The sequence below is a fragment of the Cryobacterium sp. TMT2-15-1 genome (assembly GCF_004402345.1).
Lineage (GTDB): Bacteria > Actinomycetota > Actinomycetes > Actinomycetales > Microbacteriaceae > Cryobacterium > Cryobacterium sandaracinum.
In genome coordinates, this window is record NZ_SOGD01000011.1 from 1 (window position 1) to 19191 (window position 19191).

Below are 19191 nucleotides of genomic sequence, written 5' to 3' on the forward strand. Positions count from 1 at the left end.
CCGCCGCGTGACAACGGGCACAAACTTCCGATAACCTAACCCCGCGACCTGGGGAGCTTCGATGAGCAGGACTGGGGAATTTCGCTGAGCGCCGTCACCATGCTCGAGCTGGCCACCATGAACAACCCCATCGAGGTCCTCGACGAGGCGGTGATTCTCCCAGAACTCGCTGCCGCCTAAACTAAACCAACTGACCCGCACGGTGACGAGGAATTACACCACCCAGCGGGACGTGACCCGATCGTGATCACCACGTGCCGGCCCGTCGGCTCCTGAAGCGAGATCCTCGGCGACACCGCCGTCGCCACAGCGATGCTCGACCGGCACCTGCACCGATCCGCCGTCGTTGCCCTCGACGGCTGCGCTACCGACTCCGGGACCACGCTGCCGCATCCAGCGAGCTCCACCGCGGCCAACCGGAGCGAACCTTCAACGATTCGGGCCCGGGCCCCGGGGCCCGTCGGCGAGCTCTGTCAGGGAATCGCGCGGGGCGACGTCACCTTCTGAGTCGGCGAGGATAGCTCGTGTTCTGCTCCCTGCATTAACTCCGCCCGCTTGCTTCTCTATTTGACAAACAGCCGACCAGGAAATCATGGATGAAACCGGCGTATCGATCGGGTGAAAATCTATCGCTGGCTTCGCGCGCAATCAAACCGCGGTCGAAGTCGTACGGCACCTGAAGAGCCTCAGACACAGTTCTAACTAGCGCGGGGAGTCCCGCGGACGGAATGATCCTTGCGTTGCTCCCCTCGATTAAAAAGTCCGCCAAGTCACTGGTTATGTTGGCCATGACTGGTGTGCCCATTAGCAAACTCTCTGGGACTTTTGAAGGGAAACCGGCCTGAGCGTACCGCTGCTTCCCTCTCTGTAGGACTGAGAAGTGACTACTTGTAATTATGCGGCGTGCCTCGCCTGGTGGGAGGTGCCCCAGAAACTCAACGCATTCGTGGTCGATCGAATCAGAAAGATCCGGCCCAAGCACGGTTTTCGCAGCATTTCTGCTTAACCCAACGATATTGATGCTCAGCTGCGTAGCGTCCATGGCGAGTTCGCCCGGCAAGCGGACAAGGTTCCGAAGCGATTGCTGGTCCTTTCTCCCGGGTGAGCCAACGTAGCAGAGCCGCATTGGGCGATCGCGCAACTCGAGGCTGTTTGGCTCAATAGGCAGAGTGAAAAGGGGAGGGACTCGTAAGGTGGGAACCCGGCTCCGATTGAAATGCTGCTCAAGGAAGCGGCTGATCACAATCACGCCGTCCGCATGAAGCGCGACAAGGCGCATAGATACGGCATTTGCCGCAGCGAAGGGTCCGAACCTCCCGCCCGGGAGATGCGACGACTGGTACCACTCGGCAGAGTCAATGACGAGTGGAATCCGACGGCGGCGTGCCAGCGGTATCAGGCGCATCAGATAGCCGAGGGATGTGCCGTACGTAAGGATGACATCTGGGGCGGGGTCCATGCCCCGAATCCACGTGCAGGTTGCTGCGCCCCAGCTAAGGCCTCGCCAGATTCGTCGGGCTTTTGGCCAGCTAGGATCTGGCACCTCACCCAGTCGGGTGGCGGACGTTCCCGGGATGTCATGGTCCTTAGCCGGAGCAGGACCACGGCCAGCGGATCCGACGCTCACTCGATCTCCGGCGGCGTTGAGTGCACGAATTATACCGGCCATGCGTTGTGCATCGGCCCCAGAAGACGGGAAGTCAACCGGGCCGACGTACGCGACATGCAGCGGTCGGCGACGTGAAGCTTGATTATGCTCTACCACTTGCCGCCACCCGTCGCATCGTGGCTCTGTAGCCGAGCAGTGCTGCTGGAACGATGAAGATTACGTAGGCGACTATGCCCGCGAGTGGGATGCCAGGCAATCCGAACAGCGAGTACGACATGAACTTAAGTGGTACTGAGAGCACCGCGAAAAGGGTCCAGCCGGCGAATTGATAGCGAAGGAGCCCGATGCTGTTTTGCACGCTGAAATAGGGCGACGCGAATGCCATCACTATCGACCACAACGCCAAACTGGCGGCCAGTGCGAACGGGATGGAGTGCCCGTTGCCCAACCAGAGTGATGCGATGAGATCGCGTCCGGAGACGAGAATGACACCGCCGATGGCGACAGCACTCACGGAGAGGATCATCATTGTCTTGGTCGCTTTTCTGACCCAGTTGGTGTCTCCTCGGGCGAGAGCGTCCCCATTTGCGGGCCATAGCGGCAGCGCCACGAGTGTGATGGCGAGCGCGAGCAATGAAAATAGCTTCGTAGTCACCGAATATTCGCTCACTGTCTGAAGGTCACTGACGTTCGCGACGATGAGGTTGTCAATGTTGAGTGAGAGAGAAGTCAGAATCGAGAGGAAAAAGAACGCAAGTCCAACTCGTAGGAGAGAGGCCGCGGTGCTGGAAGAAGCGTCGCGGATAGCAGGGGTGAGTTCGCGGTGCTCACGCGTGAAATAGACGACGTTGTTCAGCAGGAGCACTGCGGGGCTTGAGAATACGGCCGCAGCAATGATCGCCCCGTAGCCCAAGCCAAAGAATGCGGCAGCATAGACGGTACCGACGGTGAGCGCAGAGCCCATGACTTGCCAGATGTTACTCTTCCAGGACTCTTGAAAAGCGAACTGCACGCGCTGGACGAGTGAAAGTGGAATCGAAATCGCAAACGCAGAAAGACACAGCCCGGCCACGAGTTCGACGGCGCCTGGCTCGAGGCCGTTGTTCTCTTGCATGAAATGAGCCCAGTCAAGTGCGGGAAGCACAAACCAGATGAGAGTTAGTAGGAGGAGGGCGATCCCGCCCAGCGTTACGTAGGCCGTGCTGATTAGCGACTTTGCCTTCGCAAAGTCACGCGCCGCCGCCGTCGCTGCCAGACGGGTGAGCAGCCCGTTGCCCAAGCCCAGATCGGCGAACATTGCCATCGCTGTGATTGATGTGACCACCATCCAAAAGCCGAATAAATCCGCGCCCAGGTAACGTAAGGTGACTGGAATCGTCAGTAGCGGAGCGGCGAGAGTCAGGACCCGAGAACCTAGGCCGGTCACTATCCCAAGTGCCAACGCTTTCGTCCGTGCCTTGCCGTGGGTCTTGGGCCCATCTTCAAGGGAGGGTGCCATTTGTCCGCTCATATCACCCTCCACGCGCGCATTTGAATGCAGGCGCTAGCACGACGTCTACTGCCCCATGTACCAGTCATAGACTTCGCGAAGCGCTTGGACAAATTCAGGTCGATCGACATCCGGGAGTATTGATTCGAGTAGTGTCGAGGAGGCTTGCGAATGAGAAACGTCACCCGGCCGTTGCTCGACGTACTCCACTCTTATCTTCTTGGGGTGCATCTCCTGAAGAAGCTTGACGACTGTATTAAGAGACGTGCGGGTGCCGAACGCCAAGTTTACCGGCGTGTCGTTCGTCACCGTTCGCAGGGCTGATTTCGTGAGAGCATCCGTCACGGCATGGATGGAGGTAAAGTCTCGTGACTGCTCCCCATCTCCAAAGATCGTGAGAGGCACATCTGCTTTGAGCGCCGCGAGGAATTTAGGGATTACTGCTGCATACACATGGTCAGCTCGCTGGAGGGGCCCGAACACGTTGAAGAATCGGAAGGCGACTGTGGCCAGGCCGTAACTCGTGGAGTAGGCGTTTGTGTACGCTTCGGTCGCGAGCTTGGTCACTGCATAGGGGCTGAGAGGCAGCGTGGCCAACGTCTCGACCTTGGGGAGTGTGGGGTTGGCACCGTAAACCGATGAGGAGGAAGCAACGCTGACATGGCCGACGTTGTTCGCCCGTGCGGCCTCCAGGACGTTCAGCGTTCCATTGATATTGACCGCATTCGTGGAGAACGGATCCTTGATCGACCGTGGCACCGATGGCAGAGCGCCGAGGTGGACGATCGCGTCGACTCCGTCGCTCGCACGCAGCACGTCATCGTAGTTGCGGAGGTCTCCTTCTATCTCCTGGACGCGAGAGGACTGAACCTCCCGGCGGAGGCCCGTCACGTAGTTATCGAGAGTTCGAACCCGACCGATCTCGGGCTGTTGCAGCATGCGGTTAACGAGGTTGGTACCAATGAAGCCGCAACCGCCTGTAATGAGGATTTCCATGTGTCTCCTAGACCTGAAAGTCGTGCGTCGCTCTCGGTCAGTCAGGGGTTGCTTAGAGAATGCGCACGTTCGGAGAACGTACACGGTTTTTTGTGTCAAGTACCGGGGTGTCGCTCGCGGCGAGAACGTCGAGGTTGAATTCGTCGTGATCAGTGATGAGGAGTACGACATCAGCGTTGGCCACCGACTCGGTCGTGAGGTCCGACTTCGTTATGCCGTCTGGCCACCGGTAACTTTCCACGTGGTCATCGACTGCGCTCACGATTGCCCCGTAGCCTCGAATGAGCTCGGCGATGCGCAGTGAAGGCGCCTCACGAATATCGCCGGTGTTTTTCTTATATGCCAACCCGACTAGAAGGACTCGTGAGTTTTTCATCGCCTTGCCGTCTTCGTTCAGGAGTTCCATCATCCGCTGAACCACGTACTGCGGCATGTTGTCGTTGACGTCATTGGCAAGTTCGACGAATCGGAAGTTTTGACCGAGTTTCCGTCGCACCTGCCAAGACAGGTAGCTCGGATCGACAGGGAGGCAGTGGCCGCCGACACCCGGCCCTGGAGTGAATTTCATGTAGCCGAAAGGCTTAGTGCTTGCAGCCTCGATCGACTCCCATACGTTCACGCCCAGCTGATGCCCGAAGATTGCCAACTCGTTGACCAACGCGATGTTCACATGCCGGAAGGTGTTCTCAAGGAGCTTCGTGAGCTCAGCTTCCTTGGGTGAACTGACCGGTACGGTCTGGTTGACCAAATCATCGTAGAAACTCTTTACGTGGGCGAGTGAGGCCGCATTCAAGCCCGATACGACCTTGGGGGTTTCGACGAATCCCCACACCTTATTGCCTGGGTCAATTCGTTCCGGGCTATAGCCAACATGGAAATCCTTCCCGGCAATCAGCCCGGACCGCTCCTCGAGGAGCGGTACAAGGAGCTCTTCAGTAGTTCCCGGGTAGGTCGTCGACTCCAAGATTACTGTGGCGCCAGAAGTCAGGTGGGCTGCGAGCGATTTGCTGGACTCCTCGATGAATGTAAGGTCCGGAAGGCTCTCCCGCAGCGGCGTCGGCACTGTAATAACTGCGATGCCGAAGTTCTCGGTGGCCTCGTAGTCGGTTGTGGCCAAGTACCGTCCCGAATCGATCGCGGATCTGAGTTGCGCGTCCGAGATGTCATCGACGTACGACTTGCCTTGCAGCAGGCTGGCGATGCGTTTCTCGTCGAGGTCGATGCCGATGACGGTATACCCCACCTCGACGGCTCGCATGGCGACGGGGAGTCCGACGTATCCCTGCCCAACGATTACAACTTTGCGGTCTTTATTAGCCATTTCCCCATGTCCAGCAGTAGCGATTGAGCGGACGACCTGAAAGTAAGCCCTCTTTGAAGCTATCAGAGCCAAGATGCGGATGCGGATGCGGCTTGCTAGGGCGGCTGAGCCGAGGCCGGAGCTGACTGGAGGCGATGCTCAGGGCGCGCAACCGAAAGAGCCGAAAATTATGAGATCGCCGACGCTTTCCTTCGGATGGGTGCATAGTGCTTTCAAACTAGAGGAAGACTCAAGATAAGGCGGGGCACCATGGGCTTTCTTCTGCGTCGGACCAGCAAATCGGTCCTTATGGTGCAACCGGAGCTGACCGACCGCGCTGGCGCAACTAACGGACGTTTTCCGCTAGCCCCGGCCGGTGCCGGCGCCGTTGAGGATTTCAGAAGCTCGCTAGCGCGTGACCACATCGAGGGTCAAGTCGGCGCCGCAGAAGCGCGCGCATCGCGTCGCTCTTTTCTTGTGAGGGCCACCGGGTTCGCAGCAGCGGGTGTAGCTGGCGGGGCCCTCGGCCCGCTGGTCGGCGGGAACGACGCCAGCGTCGCGACAGGGCGGGTGCCGCTTGCGACAGCCGAGCTCACTGCCGAGTTTGCTCCTTTCACGGGAGCCGTGCTCTCAGCGCTGCTGAACGGGGTCGATCCTCGAAATTCGGTTGGGGCGAATACGGCAGCGTTAAATGAACTTCATGCTTCCGCTGCAGCGCTGGGCGCGAGCATCGCCCTTCCGCCTGGCGAGATTCTTGTTGGTGCTCTCAAGCTGCAGGCACCGATGTTTGGAGCTTCACGCACGAGGACGATGCTCGTAGCATCCGGGACAGTGACGTTCGGAGCGTCGGACGTGGAGCTGGCGTCGCTGACGGTACGGTCATCCTGTTCGAGCGCGCTTGAAGCAGCTAACGTGAGTGGCGTCAGTCTGCAGGACCTGAACGTGGAATTCGAAGATTCGGTCACTACCAGTTGGCTGGCGATCAATTCCTACGGCGTCAGTCGCTTGCGCGTCATTGGCTGCCGCTTCCGAACCGGAGGCATCCAGCTTTCCCGGTGCGATGATTTTCTGATCGATGGCAACTACTGGGACTGTGAGTATAAAAACAGCAACGAGCCTTGCCATATCAGCGGCCAGTCGTCGGGTCAGTTCGTCAACAATACGGTCTGCAGAACAGCAACGGACGCAGTCGATCTGTACTCTTCCGGGCACTACTGCGTGATAAGTAACAACCGATTCTTAGGGCTGCGAGGTGCGTGCGGAATTGAGTGCAAGGTGACCATGTCCAACAACCTCGGTAACACCTCTGGCCCCGGTAATGTTGTGGACGGCACCATCATCGCTAACAACGTATTGCGGGACTTCTCCCCTCCTGCTACGAGTACTCGCGTTGGCATCTACGCCGAATATGTTGACAATCGTGCTGTCCCAATGTTTTCGGTGACTGAGACCAATCGCGCCATAATCATTACCGGAAACGTGATCGAAGACATGAACGTGAGCAATCCGCCTTCGGGGATCATAGCGAGCTATTGGGGCATCGCCTTCACAGGTCATAACGGGCTCATTACAAACAACGTTATCCGCCGGGTTCGTTCTTGGAACTCTGCGCGGCCAATTGGTATCAGGCTTGCGCAACCGACCGGTAGCAAGTGCGTCGGCGTGCGCGTAGCGGGGAACGTCATCTCCGGGATTGAGAACAGCGTCGGGATCGAAGTCGGTTCGCTCGAGAGGTGCCAGATCGACGACAACATCATCCGTCAGGACGACGCGAATGGAATCGCCACGAAGATTGGTGTGAGCCTGGCGGCTGGGGCAAAGGTCGAAGATAGCTCCATCTCCGGCAACGTATTCGAGCTCAGCTCTGCAGCTAGTTTTGGCATCCGCACCCTGAGTAGCACGGCGCTTCTGTCAAAGACGCGTGTTCACGGAAACACCTTCCGTGACTGCGGTGTGAGCGTACTAGTCGCACAGAAGTGTTCATTTATCGGAAACATCATGGATAATTCGACGAACTCGGAACCATTCACGGTCGGTGTCGCAGGGGCGGCCTGCCGCGGCAACCTCTACTCTGGCAACCATGTCACGATGAGCGGTGACTACGCATTGTGCCTGATCGACCACGACGGATTTGTAGTCACCGCAAACACCTTTGACAACACCGCGCGCGCGCTGTTGCTGAGCGGCTCGACGAGAAACGGAATAGTCGACAGCAACATCTCACTCACGCAGAGACTGGGCCGAGAATTTCCCCAGTACTCGGGCGTAAACTCAACGAATCAGGCCACAATCTCAGTCGGGTTGAATAAGGTTCTCGTCTGAACCACTCCGTGCCCGGTTGGTGCATTTTGTCGTGAACAGCTGAGGGAGTTCGCTTGGGCATGCGCGCGCTCAGGCGTGTGAGGGCACAAACTCGTGAAAACGCAACCGGCACCGGCTGCAAACCACCAATCGGGCGTGCGTTCACCAACGTCCTGGCCGGGCACATTTAGCCCAGGGGGTAGAGGATGTCTTCGTGGGTACGGATATCCTCTGCCTCAAACCTGTCGCACACAACGCGCGCGGGGTTACCTACTGCGATGCTGTACGGGGGGATGTTCTTGGTCACGACGGCACCCCCGCCGATCACGGAGCCGCGCCCGATGGTTACGCCGTGCAGGATGGTGGCACCGCCCCCAACCCAAACGTCATCCTCTATGACAACCCCGAGGTCATCCTCGGGTCGCTTCATAGAGTCGGTAACAGCGTTGATCGGAACCCCGACAATATCGAACCGATGGTTGCCGCCTCGGATTGTGACGGTCGGTCCGAACGTGACGTTATTGCCGAGACGAATTGTTGAGCGAGTAGCCAGCAGCGTCGGCCGTGTCCCAAGGTTCACGTTGTCGCCCACGTGGATGGTGTCGTATGAATAGGTGCCGTCTGGATCGAAGTTGAAGTTGAGGCCGTGGCTGGCGAACTTGCCTTGGGTCGCGTAGCCCCGTGCGACACGCCTGGCCCTGGCTCCCCCGTCAAATATGGCTGTCGCAAGTCGCGCAATTACTTGGACTGCATGGTTCGGGGTGCTGGAAATCAACATGGCCTGATCCTAGTACCCATGCGAAATGACCCAGATCGCAGCGCCTTGTCTCGGCCGTCCCCTGCGGGTCAGGGGAAGCTGAGGCCAGCAGTTCGGAGCAAGTCCGCCGTTTGACGTTGGTCGAGAATCAAGAATCCCCACCATGTCCAGCTCAGCCTTGATCGCCTGTGATGTCCCTTGGTGAAAAAGAAGTCCCGGCGGCGGGGCGGGCGGCCCCACGCCCCGGCGTTCGTTTACGCGGAAACTTCGACCGCCGAGCCGCCTGCGAGGCCACTATCTCCCAGATGGGGGTATTTGCGTTAGCAGGGTACCCATTCGCCGCAGATCACCGAATGGCAAAAACTGTGCCACGCGGGCGCGCTAAACAACGCTTCGGCAGCCTAGGCGATGCCCGCCGCTCCATGAACCCCGTCGTTGGGGGTTGCAACCACACCCGCCGGCACCCCGGCCTCGGGCACAAGAGCCTCGCCGGTGCCTAGCACCGGCCGCCGTCGAAACAGCCGCCAGCGGGTGGCTGCCTTCGCCGCCGCACCGCATACGAAGGTCGCCTAAGCATGTCCGGCCATTGCCAGCCGTATGCAGTAAGTCGCTTGGCTGGCGGCGCCATAGTGATCCGTAGTTCTTTGGCAGCGCCTCGACCTGATTCAATGGCTCCGTGAGTGAAATAGGCAATCGTTCGAGCGCTCGAAGATCCTTGAATCGTCGAAGGCCCCGGGTCTACCGCCACTGGTGGATCTGGACGACCATCCTTGTCGGTGTTCTCATGGTCGCCGGAGCCTGGGTGGGCGTTCGGGGGTTGCAGGCTGAGGTCGAATTGGAAGCGGCGCTGCCGTTGGCCTCCACAATTAAGGCACAGCTGCTTGCAGGAGACTCGGCGGCGGTGTCTGCATCGGTGGAGAGCATGGCGGTGCACACCGTCCGCGCCCGCGATCTGACCGGTGATCCCGTGTGGCGTGCCGCGGAGTTCGTTCCGTTTGCGGGCGCCAACCTCGCAGCTGTGCGAAACCTGGCCGATGTCGCCGATGACGTTGTCAGCGGTGCCGCCGTCCCGTTGGCTGCGACCGCAGCGAACCTGAATCCTGCGTCGTTAAAGCCCGTCGACGGCGCCGTCGATCTTAAGCCGATCGTGGCAGCGGGGGAAGCTCTCAACCAGGCCAGCACGGTGTTCTCGGCAGCGGACAAGCGGGTCAGCGACCTCGACACCAGCATGACCGTCGAGCAGGTCACCGCAGCCGTGGGCAAATTCCACGGCTTCTTGGGGAGCATTACACCGGCGCTAGAGTCGGCAAGTCAGATAGTGGACGCTCTTCCGGGTGCTCTCGGTGAAACTGCCCCACGCAACTACGTCATCGTGTTCCAGAACAACGCTGAAGCGCGGGCACTCGGAGGTACCTCGCTCTCCTTTGCCCTGCTGACGATAGACAAGGGTCACGTCATGCTCGGAGACGCCTTGCCGGCGGGATTGGGGAATTTCGCCTACTACCAGGAATCTGTGATTCCTCTGCCGGAGGGTGTTGAAGCGCTGTACGGTTCGGAGTTTGGCCGGGCCATGTCGAACCTCACAGTGCGGCCCAGCTTCGAGAGCGGAGCTGAGACGGCGCAGGAGATGTGGAAACGACAGTTCGGAACGGTCGTGGACGGTGTGATTTCAATCGACCCCGTGGCGCTGGGATATCTTCTTCGCGGTACCGAGCCGATTCCGCTGTCGACAGGCGATGTCCTTACGAGCGACACTCTCATGCCCTTACTCCTGAATGGCGTCTATATGCGTTACAAGTCAGGCGATACTGAGGCGGATAATGCGGCACAGGATGCCGTGTACGCGGAAATCGTTGTTAAAACTGTCGATCAGCTCTTGAGCGGAGATGTGAACCCTCAGGTGTTGCTGTCAGCCCTAACCCAGGCCGCGAGCGAGCATCGGGTGCTGATGTGGAGTCCGAGGGCAGAAGAGCAAGCCGTCTTCAGCTCTCTCGGGGTAGACGGTGCTCTTCCCGTGAGCGACAAGACTATGGATCGGGTAGGGGTCTACTTTCAGGAGAACGTCGGCTCGAAGATGAACTACTACCTGAAACAGTCAGTCAGCCTCGGTCAGGCTGCGTGCCGGGCCGATGGGAAAGCGTCATATCGCGTCGGCGTTGATCTCACCAACGGGCTGCCTGTTGACGCTGCGACAGCGATCAGCCCTTCTATTCTTGGGCAGTACAGTCGGGAAAGGCTAGCCCCGGGGATACAGCGAATGTTGGTCATGGTCTACGCCCCGCCCGGTTCGCAGATCGTGGGAGCGACTGTTGACGGGGCTTCCGTGCAGCTCGAATCGTTCCACGACACCGACTACCCGGTGGCGAAGCTGATCGTGAGTATGGAGCCCGGCGCCACGTCGAAGATCACGCTCGACGTGGTGGCGGCCGCAACCGGCACGAAGGCGCTTGAGGCCGAGGTCACCCCGATGGTGAACCCCACGACGATTTCGGATCTACCCCTCGACTGCGCGACTGTCGCGGCGGGGTAGTCGGGGCGGCGGGGCTACAGGCCGATGGCGAAGGCGGCGTAGCCGATGACGCCGGCGGAAACCGCAGCAACGGCCAGAAAGGCGTACTGCAGTCCCTTGGAGCTGCGACCTCGTCGCAATAATGCCTTGTGGCCCATCTGCTCGGGCCGGATCTTCGTCACAATTTTACTGTACTGCTGCGGTGACACCCGAATCGTTGCTCTGGGCCCCCAAAAGAGGGGGTTAGACTGCCTCGCCTGGTGCCCGAGGCTAGGCTTCAGTCGTGGTGAATGCGATATGAAACTGTCCGTGATCGGTTGTGGCTATCTCGGGGCCGTGCACGCTTCGGCGATGGCCGAGTTGGGCCACGACGTGGTGGGTATTGACATCGATGCTCGAAAGATCGACCAGCTGGCCGCGGGCACGCCGCCGTTCTTCGAGCCGGGCCTGCCGGAGATTCTGACCTCGGCCATGGCGTCGGGTCGGCTGCGCTTTAGCACAGACATTGCCGATGCCGCCGGCGCCCAGGTGCACTTCATCGGCGTCGGCACCCCGCAGAAAGCGGGCAGCCACGCCGCCGACCTCAGCTACGTCGACGCGGCGGTGCAGTCGCTGCTGCCGCACCTGGCCGCCGGCGACCTGGTCGTGGGCAAGAGCACGGTGCCGGTCGGCACCGCCGCCCGGCTGGCCGGCGTGATCGAGGCATCCGGCAGTGAGGCCACCCTGGCTTGGAACCCCGAGTTTCTGCGCGAGGGCTTCGCCGTGAAAGACACCATCAGCCCCGACCGCCTGGTCTACGGGGTGCCGGCCGGCGCGGCCGGCGAGCACGCCACGGCGCTGCTGAACGAGGTATACGCGTCGGCGATGGCCGCTGAGACACCGCTGATCGTGACCGACTACGCGACCGCGGAGCTCGTGAAGGTCGCCGCGAACGCGTTCCTGGCCACCAAGATCAGTTTCATCAACGCCATGAGCGAGATCGCCGACGTCTCCGGGGCAAACATCACCGAGCTGGCCGACGCCATCGGGTTCGACAACCGCATCGGCCGCCGTTTTCTGAACGCCGGCGTCGGGTTCGGTGGCGGTTGCCTGCCCAAGGACGTCCGAGCCTTCACCGCCCGTGCCGAGGAACTCGGCCGGGGCGAGTCAGTCTCCTTCCTGAAGGAGGTCGACGCGATCAACATGCGGCAGCGCCAGCGGGTCGTCGCGATGACCCTGCAGGCCCTGGACAAGCCCGTCTACACAGCCAAGGTGGCCGTGCTCGGGCTCAGCTTCAAGCCGTACTCCGACGACGTGCGGGACTCGCCGGCCCTCGACGTGGCCGTGCAGCTGCGGGGCCTCGGCGCCGACGTGATGGCGACCGACCCGCAGGGAATCGAGAACTCGCGCCTGCGGCATCCGCAGCTCACCTATTCCACCAGCATCGAGGAGACCCTGCGCGCCGCCGACGCGATCGTGCTGGTCACAGAATGGGCCGAGTTCAAGCAGATCGACCCGGTCTGGGCGGCTACTCTGGTTCGTGTGCCCATAATAATTGACGGTCGAAATACTCTTGACGCTGCTGCTTGGCGTGCTGCGGGCTGGACCTACCTGGGGCTCGGTCGGCCCTGATGGCCGACCTTTCTCATGCTTCGGTGACAAAGCCGAAACGCCGAGGGTGGCGGATCGCGCTCATCGCCATCGCCGCCGTCGTTCTGCTGGTTGGCGGGGTTGCGGGCGTCTACGCCTGGACTCTTAGCAACACCTTCGATAGCCGGACCGTGAAGATCCCCAACGTGTTCCCCGACGAGACGTCACGGCCGCCGGCGCCAACCGGTGACGCGGCAACCGGTGACGGGGCAACCGGGCAGAACATCCTCCTGCTCGGCTCTGACACCCGGGGAGCGAACGACGGGTCCATCACCGACCTCACCGGCCAGCGCTCGGACACCATCATGGTGGTGCACGTGCCGGCGAACCGCGAGAACATCTATGTCATGTCGATCATGCGTGACAGCTGGGTCGACATTCCGGGTGAGGGCGAGGCCAAGATCAACGCCGCCATGTCCTACGGCGGGGTTCCCCTGGCCGTGCAGACCATCGAGGGTCTTCTCGGTGCGCGCATCGACCATGTGGCCATCGTCGACTTCACCGGATTCAAGGGCATCACGGATGCGCTGGGCGGCGTCGACATCGACAATCCGGTCGCCTTCGACTCGTCCTCGCTGCCGGGGCGCTACTTCGCCGAGGGAACCCAACGGTTGAACGGCACGGAGGCGCTGGCGTTCGTGCGGGAACGGTACGCCTTCGCGGACGGCGACTTTCAGCGGGCCCGCAACCAGCAGGCCTTCATCAAGGCCGTGCTGGGCAAGTCGCTGACGGCGGAAACCCTCACCAACCCGGCCAGGATCAGCGATCTGGTCGGCGCGATTGCTCCCTATCTCTCCGTTGACGAGGGGCTGAACTCGGCCTACGTGGCCGGTCTGGCCGTGGAGCTACGCGACGTGCACGTGGGTGACGTCACGTTCTTCACCCTGCCGACGACAGGCACCGGTACCTCGCCCGACGGCCAGTCGATCGTCGTCATTGACCAAGACAAGTTGAAGGAAGTGCAGCAGGGGTTTCAGACGGACACCCTCGACTCGTACCAGCCGGAGCTACAGACGATGGAGTAAGGGGCCACGAGCCTGGCGGGGTCGTGGTCAGCTTGTTGGGATTCTGGCCGGTGACCTTCTCGCGGGTGCCGGCCTGCGTATCAGCGCGCGGGCATGAGGCAGAGCCGAATGTAGTAGACATAGGCGCGCTGGGTCGTCTGATCAGGGGACTCGATCACTCCCGTGATCGCGTCTGTCCATTCTGAGGCTCTGCCGATGGCGTCGAAAGAGAAACCGTAGGCGTCGAAGGTCTCATCGACAGCATTCAGGTCGTAGCCCAGTGCGGCCAGGTTCGCCGCGAAATAAGGGAGTACGGATTCGTTTGTGAACCCGACAGTCGGGTCATAGGTCAGGGGGAGGTCAGCGACGGCGTCCTGTCCGGCGAGGTCCAGAAGTTCGTGCGCCATGTTGCAGGTGAGTCCTTTAAGCGCCTTGTCGGCCACGCCGTTCACGTGCCTCACGAAATCAGGGTGGGAGTTGGGAGCAAGGCGCAGGCTTACCAACCTGATCGCGTCCTCGGGGATGAAGTCCGCCACCGAACCGGCAAAGGTGGACACCCGCGTGACCTCCTTCCAAAACAGCACGATCTCGTCGGCACGCGCGATCATGTCGGCCTCGGCCGGGGTGAGCCCCTGAGCCGGCGAAGCTTTGAGGCCGCCTGCCAGATCGTCTACTGGTGCCGGCTGTTTCATCGTGCCGAATTCGTCCCCGACTGGCTCGAGTTTCTTCAGAGCCTGGCTGATCGTGATCCTCCACGCCGGAGCCTTCTCCGCGACGACGACGCAGCTCCCCAGACTGAGAACGACCGCTGCACTGAGAACAACCGCCCCGATTGCCCTTATCTCAACCCTTATCTGAACCATGGGACTGCCTTCCCATCGGAGACACTCAAACCCGTTGGTGCAGTGATAGCACCGGAAGGAGGTTTCGGCTAGGGCATGATCAGAGCTTTTCAGGCTCCTATTCGCGCCGCGAGAGCCTGTCTGGCGGCCCTGCTCGAGCCGAGTAAACTTGAAGCTCGGATTTCAAGGGGTGTGCGAGTGGTCGACCAGGAGCTTCAGCGGGAACAGCAATATGTCGCGAACCTGTATGCGCGTCTCGACGCGTTGCAGCGGGAGGCCGAGCAGCAACTCGTGGCCGTGCGGCGGCTCGACGTGGGCGGCAACCACCAGTCGCGCTCCGAGCGTGACACGTTTGCGCGCCTCTACGAAGACCGCATCGTGCAGCTGCGCGAGGTCGACGACCGGCTGGCGTTCGGCCGGCTCGAAGTGGCCGCCGACACCTCTGACACTGACTCCGGCTCTTGCTCTTCCTCTTCTTCCAACTCGACGGATGCCTCCGTCTACCGCTACATCGGCCGGCTGGGGCTGCGGGACGAAGACCTGCAGCCCATCCTGCTCGACTGGCGGGTGCCGCAGGCCAGCGCGTTCTACCAGGCCACCGCGGCGACGCCGCTCGGCGCCCGCGCCCGTCGGCATCTGCTCTCGAAGGGGCGGGACATCGTGCGCATCGAGGACGAGATCCTCGACGCCGCGCTGCTCGAGGGCGATTCGGCAACCCAGCACCAGGGGGAGGGCGCACTGCTGGCCGCACTCACCGCCCAGCGCACCGGGCACATGAGCGATATCGTCTCGACGATCCAGGCGGAGCAGGACCGCATCATCCGTTCAGACCTGAAGGGCGTGCTCGTCGTGCAGGGCGGCCCGGGCACCGGCAAGACGGCCGTGGCCCTGCACCGTGCGGCATACCTCTTATATACGCATCGGGATCGGCTGAAGAACTCGGGTGTGCTCATCGTGGGGCCGTCGGAGTCTTTCCTGCACTACATCGAGGCGGTGCTGCCGTCGCTGGGGGAGACCGGGGTGGTGCTCGCATCCGTGGGCCAGCTCTATCCGGGTATCGAGGCCACCCGAGAGGATGCCCCGGCCGTCGCCGCGATCAAGGGCCAGACCTCGATGGCCCGGCTCGTTCAGCGTGCCGTGCGTTCGCGGCAGCGGGTGCCGGCGTCGGCGCAGGTGCTGGTCGTGAACGGCGACCGGCTCACGCTCAAGCCGCAACTGATCGAGACCGCGATTCACCGGGCCCGGGCCGGCGGCAAGCCGCACAACGAGGCCCGGGTGACGTTCGTGAAGAACGCGCTGGCCGCGCTGTCCCGGGAGTGGCTCGCGCAGTTGAAGGCCCAGGGCCGGTCGATGGACGACACCGACCTGCCCATGCTGCGTGAAGACCTGCGTCTGGCCGACGACGTGCGGGTGGCGCTGAACACGGCCTGGCTGCCGCTCACGCCCGAGAAGCTGGTGCAAGACCTTTATGCGCGTCCGCAGTGGCTGGCGCAGCTCACCCCCACCTGGACACCCTCGCAGCGCGCGCTTTTGCACCGCCCGCGGGATGCCGAATTCACCATCTCGGACGTGCCGCTGCTCGACGAGGCGGCCGAGCACCTGGGCGAGTACAACGTGGTCGACGCAGCCCAGAAGCGCGAGCAGAAGGAGCAGCGCAAGCGCGACGTGGAGAACGCCGAGCTGGCGATCTCGAACATGGAGGTGAAGGGGCTCGTGAACGCCAAGGCGCTCGCCGACAACTTCGCCGAGCTGGGCGACCGGGCCACCACGGCCGAGCGTGCCGCGCTCGACCGCACTTGGACCTACGGTCACGTGGTCGTCGACGAAGCACAGGAGCTTTCGCCGATGCAGTGGCGGCTGGTGCTGCGGCGCGGCCCGCTGCGGTCGTTCACGATCGTGGGCGACATCGCCCAGGCGGCGTCGGCCGCGGCCGCGTCGAACTGGCGCGACGCCCTCGAGCCCCTGCTCGGCTCCTCGCTCGAGGCCTCGCGGTGGCGGCTCGAGGAGCTCACCGTGAACTACCGCACACCGAGCCAGATCGCTTCGGCTGCCGAGTCGATGGCTCTCGCGCACGATCTGCCGATCACGCCGGCGCGGTCGGTGCGGGCGAGCGAGTGGCCGATTGAGACGGTTCCGGATGTTGTTTCGGCCGTGAGGCGGGAACGGTCGCTTGGTCTCGGGGGAACCGTTGCAGTGATCGTGCTGGAGCACTTTCTGGCTGGAGTTGTTGCTTCGCTGGCTGCTGCGTTCGGTTCCGTGGGCGTCAGCGTCGGTGTCGGGGCTGCGGGGCTGCTCAAGGATGTGGCGGTGCTCACCCCGCAGGATTCGAAGGGGCTGGAGTTCGATGCCGTGATCGTGGTGGACCCGGCGGGGATCGTGGCGGCGTCCTCGCGTGGGGCCGGGGCGCTCTACGTGGCGATGACGCGGCCCACGCAGCGGCTGTATCTCGTGGCGACGGGGGAGTTGCCCGCGGGGCTGTAGGTTCGTCGCTTGGCGGTGGTTGGGCTTGGCGGTGGTTGAGCTTGTCGGTGGTTGGGCCTGTCGGTGGTTGGGCTTGTCAAAACCCGGCGAGCCGGTCTCTAAACCCGCCCCCCCCCGGTGGTTGAGCTTGCCGAAACCCGGCGACCCGGTCTCCGAGCTCGGCCACGGACCCCCGGCCGAACGAATTCGACGGAGATTTTGCTCAAACCCGGCCCAAAACATCCGTTTCGGCTCGAAATTGGCAAAATCTCCGTCGAATTCGTTAGAGGGCCGGGCGTATGACGGCCACAGCTACGGATACCGATGCGCGGCCGACTTCAAGGCTGCACCACGCTGACCAAATTACTTTCGATGAATAATCAGCACCTATTGACTCTAGGTTAGTACACGTTTACTATAGTGGTATGGCAGGAGCCCCCACTCCGCACCACCCCACCACCTCACCGCAGGCGGTGGCTTCCAACGTGCAACTGCCCCTCGTGCAACAGCCCCTCGTGCAGCAACTGCAGCAGGCGCGTGATCTGGCCGCGTCCGTGCTTGATTCGGTCGCCTTCTCTCTTTTGAGTGAGGCGGAGGCGATGGCGGTGCTCGGCACGGTGGAAGACCTCGGTCGGCGGGTGGATGCTGCCAGGGTTGCCTCGGCCGCTGACATTGCGGTGCGGTCTCGGCGCATCCTCGGGAATGAGTCCCTCGCGTATAAGAACGGGGCGACCAATGGAACGGACCTGATCACCCGCCTGACCCGTGTTTCCTCGCGGGAGGCGAACCGGCGGGTGCGCCTCGGCGACAACGTCACCCTGCGTCTGGCCGGCACCAGCATGCTGCCGCCGTATTACCCGGCCGTGGCGGCTGCCCTCACCGCCGGCGACCTCGGCATCGATGCTGCCGAGAACATTGTCACTGCCCTCGACACTGTTGCCGCCCGGGTCGCGCCGGACGATCTGGGCACCGCGGAGCGTGCCCTGGTGGCCAGTGCGACGGGTGCGATCACCGACGAAACGAGCGGGCTCCTCGGTGAGGGGTTCGCGTTCCCCGCGGATCTGGTGCGGGGCATGGCGGGGCAGTGGCTGGCGCGCCTGGATCCCGACGGCACCGCCCCGAACGAACCCGTCGCCGAACCGCGCAGCACCGTCGGCTTCGGACTCTTCCGCGACGGCCTCTACCCACTCCGCGGCGGGGTGACCGCGGAACTGCGCGGCATCATGAACGCGATCTTCGACACCTACCTCTCCGCGCACGCCGCCCCCGCGTTCCCCACCGAGGAGGAACAGGCGCGGATGGACGCCGGGGACCTGATCCCGGGAGCCGAGGCCGCGGCCCACAGTGACGACCGGAACGGTGGTGAGAAACGGGCCGACATCCTCCGCGGCGTGTTCGAAGCCGCCACCCGCGATGCGGGAACCCCGACCATGGGCGGAGCCGCCCCCACCGTGATGATCCACGTCAACCAGGCCGACCTGGCCGCCGACCGCGGGGTGGGCTGGATCGACGGGGTCGAGTCCCCGATCTCTTTGACGAGTGTGAAGCAGGCCCTCTGCGCCGGCGGATTCCAGGAAATCGTGTTCGGCCCCAACAACGAAGTCCTCACCCTCAGCACCGAGAAACGCTTCTTCAACCGGGCCCAACGCCGCGCAATCGCCGCCCGCGATGGGGGTTGCACCATCCCCGGCTGCACCATCCCCGCGGCCTGGTGCGAGGTACACCACGTGATCCCCTGGCACCTCGGCGGGAAAACCAACATCGACAACGGGGTACTCCTCTGCTGGTACCACCACCACAGCATCGACACCTCCGGCTGGCAGATCCGCATGGTGAAAGGCAAACCCGAGGTCAGGGCACCACTCTGCTACGACCCAACCCAAACCTGGCGGACCACGGGCAACCACCGGGCGAGGCCTGGGTTCCGGTCTCGACAGGCTCGACCACCGAGTGCATAGTCCCCGGGAGCCAGGGCACCAGGGTCTCGACAGGCTTGACCACCGGGTGCGTGAGTTCACGACAGCGAGCGACCTGCCGAACACGGCGGTTGAGCTCGTCGAAACCCGGCGGGCCATGCTCCAAACCCGGCCGGCAGCATGCGTGCCCCACGCTAACTGAGGGCTTTTGCGCGACACGCCGTTCCCCGCGCCGTCACACTCGGCGTGTCGCGATAATCACCGAGTTAACGTCACGACGGATGCCCGTGCGCCCGTGTCCGCCCGCCACGCCCGCCGCGCGCACCACGCCCGCCCCCACGCCAGCCCCGTCCGCCCGCCCCGCGCGCCAGCCCCGTCC

13 protein-coding genes are annotated in these 19191 nt (G+C 62.5%); 6 read left to right on the plus strand and 7 right to left on the minus strand.

Annotated features, from left to right (window positions below; genetic code table 11):
• Positions 1–541 precede the first annotated feature (541 nt).
• The 4 genes from E3O62_RS17475 to E3O62_RS02785 form a co-directional block, all read right to left on the minus strand.
• On the minus strand, positions 542–1669 hold the full coding sequence (locus E3O62_RS17475; RefSeq protein WP_134397469.1) for a glycosyltransferase: 1128 nt from the start codon (positions 1667–1669) through the stop codon (positions 542–544).
• Between the two features lie 82 nt (positions 1670–1751).
• Positions 1752–3119 (minus strand): lipopolysaccharide biosynthesis protein, encoded by a 1368-nt coding sequence (locus tag E3O62_RS02775; protein ID WP_134397470.1) that lies wholly within the window; start codon positions 3117–3119, stop codon positions 1752–1754.
• A gap of 45 nt (positions 3120–3164) precedes the next feature.
• Complete coding sequence (locus tag E3O62_RS02780; protein WP_134397471.1) at positions 3165–4094, minus strand: NAD-dependent epimerase/dehydratase family protein; 930 nt, start codon at positions 4092–4094, stop codon at positions 3165–3167.
• A 52-nt stretch (positions 4095–4146) separates the two neighbouring features.
• Positions 4147–5415: a nucleotide sugar dehydrogenase gene (locus E3O62_RS02785; RefSeq protein WP_134397472.1), complete on the minus strand. Its 1269-nt coding sequence runs from the start codon at positions 5413–5415 to the stop codon at positions 4147–4149.
• A gap of 249 nt (positions 5416–5664) precedes the next feature.
• Here E3O62_RS02785 and E3O62_RS02790 point away from each other — a divergent pair, with 249 nt between their 5' ends.
• A complete protein-coding gene (locus tag E3O62_RS02790) occupies positions 5665–7716 on the plus strand; it encodes a NosD domain-containing protein (protein ID WP_134397473.1) in 2052 nt (683 codons plus the stop codon).
• 166 nt (positions 7717–7882) lie between these two features.
• Here E3O62_RS02790 and E3O62_RS17390 read toward each other — a convergent pair whose 3' ends face one another.
• Complete coding sequence (locus tag E3O62_RS17390) at positions 7883–8473, minus strand: DapH/DapD/GlmU-related protein (RefSeq protein ID WP_134397474.1); 591 nt, start codon at positions 8471–8473, stop codon at positions 7883–7885.
• Between the two features lie 655 nt (positions 8474–9128).
• Here E3O62_RS17390 and E3O62_RS02800 point away from each other — a divergent pair.
• Positions 9129–10982, plus strand: coding sequence for a DUF4012 domain-containing protein (locus E3O62_RS02800; protein WP_134397475.1), 1854 nt, complete (start codon positions 9129–9131; stop codon positions 10980–10982).
• Between the two features lie 14 nt (positions 10983–10996).
• Here E3O62_RS02800 and E3O62_RS16485 read toward each other — a convergent pair whose 3' ends face one another.
• Positions 10997–11143, minus strand: a complete 147-nt coding sequence (locus E3O62_RS16485) for a hypothetical protein (protein ID WP_166786399.1) — start codon at positions 11141–11143, stop codon at positions 10997–10999.
• A gap of 115 nt (positions 11144–11258) precedes the next feature.
• Here E3O62_RS16485 and E3O62_RS02805 point away from each other — a divergent pair, with 115 nt between their 5' ends.
• Together E3O62_RS02805 and E3O62_RS02810 are read left to right on the plus strand one after the other, a co-directional pair.
• Positions 11259–12572, plus strand: coding sequence for a UDP-glucose/GDP-mannose dehydrogenase family protein (locus E3O62_RS02805; RefSeq protein ID WP_134397476.1), 1314 nt, complete (start codon positions 11259–11261; stop codon positions 12570–12572).
• A 23-nt stretch (positions 12573–12595) separates the two neighbouring features.
• Positions 12596–13615 (plus strand): LCP family protein, encoded by a 1020-nt coding sequence (locus E3O62_RS02810; RefSeq protein WP_166786400.1) that lies wholly within the window; start codon positions 12596–12598, stop codon positions 13613–13615.
• 80 nt (positions 13616–13695) lie between these two features.
• On the opposite strand, the gene E3O62_RS02815 is transcribed toward E3O62_RS02810, so the two are convergent.
• Positions 13696–14457, minus strand: coding sequence for a hypothetical protein (locus E3O62_RS02815; RefSeq protein ID WP_134397478.1), 762 nt, complete (start codon positions 14455–14457; stop codon positions 13696–13698).
• Positions 14458–14628: 171 nt separating this feature from the next.
• On the opposite strand from E3O62_RS02815, the gene E3O62_RS02820 reads away from it, so the two are divergent.
• Together E3O62_RS02820 and E3O62_RS02825 are read left to right on the plus strand one after the other, a co-directional pair.
• Positions 14629–16917: an ATP-binding domain-containing protein gene (locus tag E3O62_RS02820; protein WP_134397479.1), complete on the plus strand. Its 2289-nt coding sequence runs from the start codon at positions 14629–14631 to the stop codon at positions 16915–16917.
• Between the two features lie 404 nt (positions 16918–17321).
• Positions 17322–18854 (plus strand): HNH endonuclease signature motif containing protein, encoded by a 1533-nt coding sequence (locus E3O62_RS02825; RefSeq protein WP_134397480.1) that lies wholly within the window; start codon positions 17322–17324, stop codon positions 18852–18854.
• Positions 18855–19191: the final 337 nt, after the last annotated feature.

Bases quoted from the DNA above. Each gene is read 5' to 3' on its own strand.
- E3O62_RS17475 (WP_134397469.1), bottom strand. From the start codon at position 1,669: ATGGCCGGTATAATTCGTGCACTCAACGCCGCCGGAGATCGAGTGAGC.
- E3O62_RS02775 (WP_134397470.1), bottom strand. From the start codon at position 3,119: ATGAGCGGACAAATGGCACCCTCCCTTGAAGATGGGCCCAAGACCCAC.
- E3O62_RS02780 (WP_134397471.1), bottom strand. From the start codon at position 4,094: ATGGAAATCCTCATTACAGGCGGTTGCGGCTTCATTGGTACCAACCTC.
- E3O62_RS02785 (WP_134397472.1), bottom strand. From the start codon at position 5,415: ATGGCTAATAAAGACCGCAAAGTTGTAATCGTTGGGCAGGGATACGTC.
- E3O62_RS02790 (WP_134397473.1), top strand. From the start codon at position 5,665: ATGGGCTTTCTTCTGCGTCGGACCAGCAAATCGGTCCTTATGGTGCAA.
- E3O62_RS17390 (WP_134397474.1), bottom strand. From the start codon at position 8,473: ATGTTGATTTCCAGCACCCCGAACCATGCAGTCCAAGTAATTGCGCGA.
- E3O62_RS02805 (WP_134397476.1), top strand. From the start codon at position 11,259: ATGAAACTGTCCGTGATCGGTTGTGGCTATCTCGGGGCCGTGCACGCT.
- E3O62_RS02815 (WP_134397478.1), bottom strand. From the start codon at position 14,457: ATGGTTCAGATAAGGGTTGAGATAAGGGCAATCGGGGCGGTTGTTCTC.
- E3O62_RS02825 (WP_134397480.1), top strand. From the start codon at position 17,322: ATGGCAGGAGCCCCCACTCCGCACCACCCCACCACCTCACCGCAGGCG.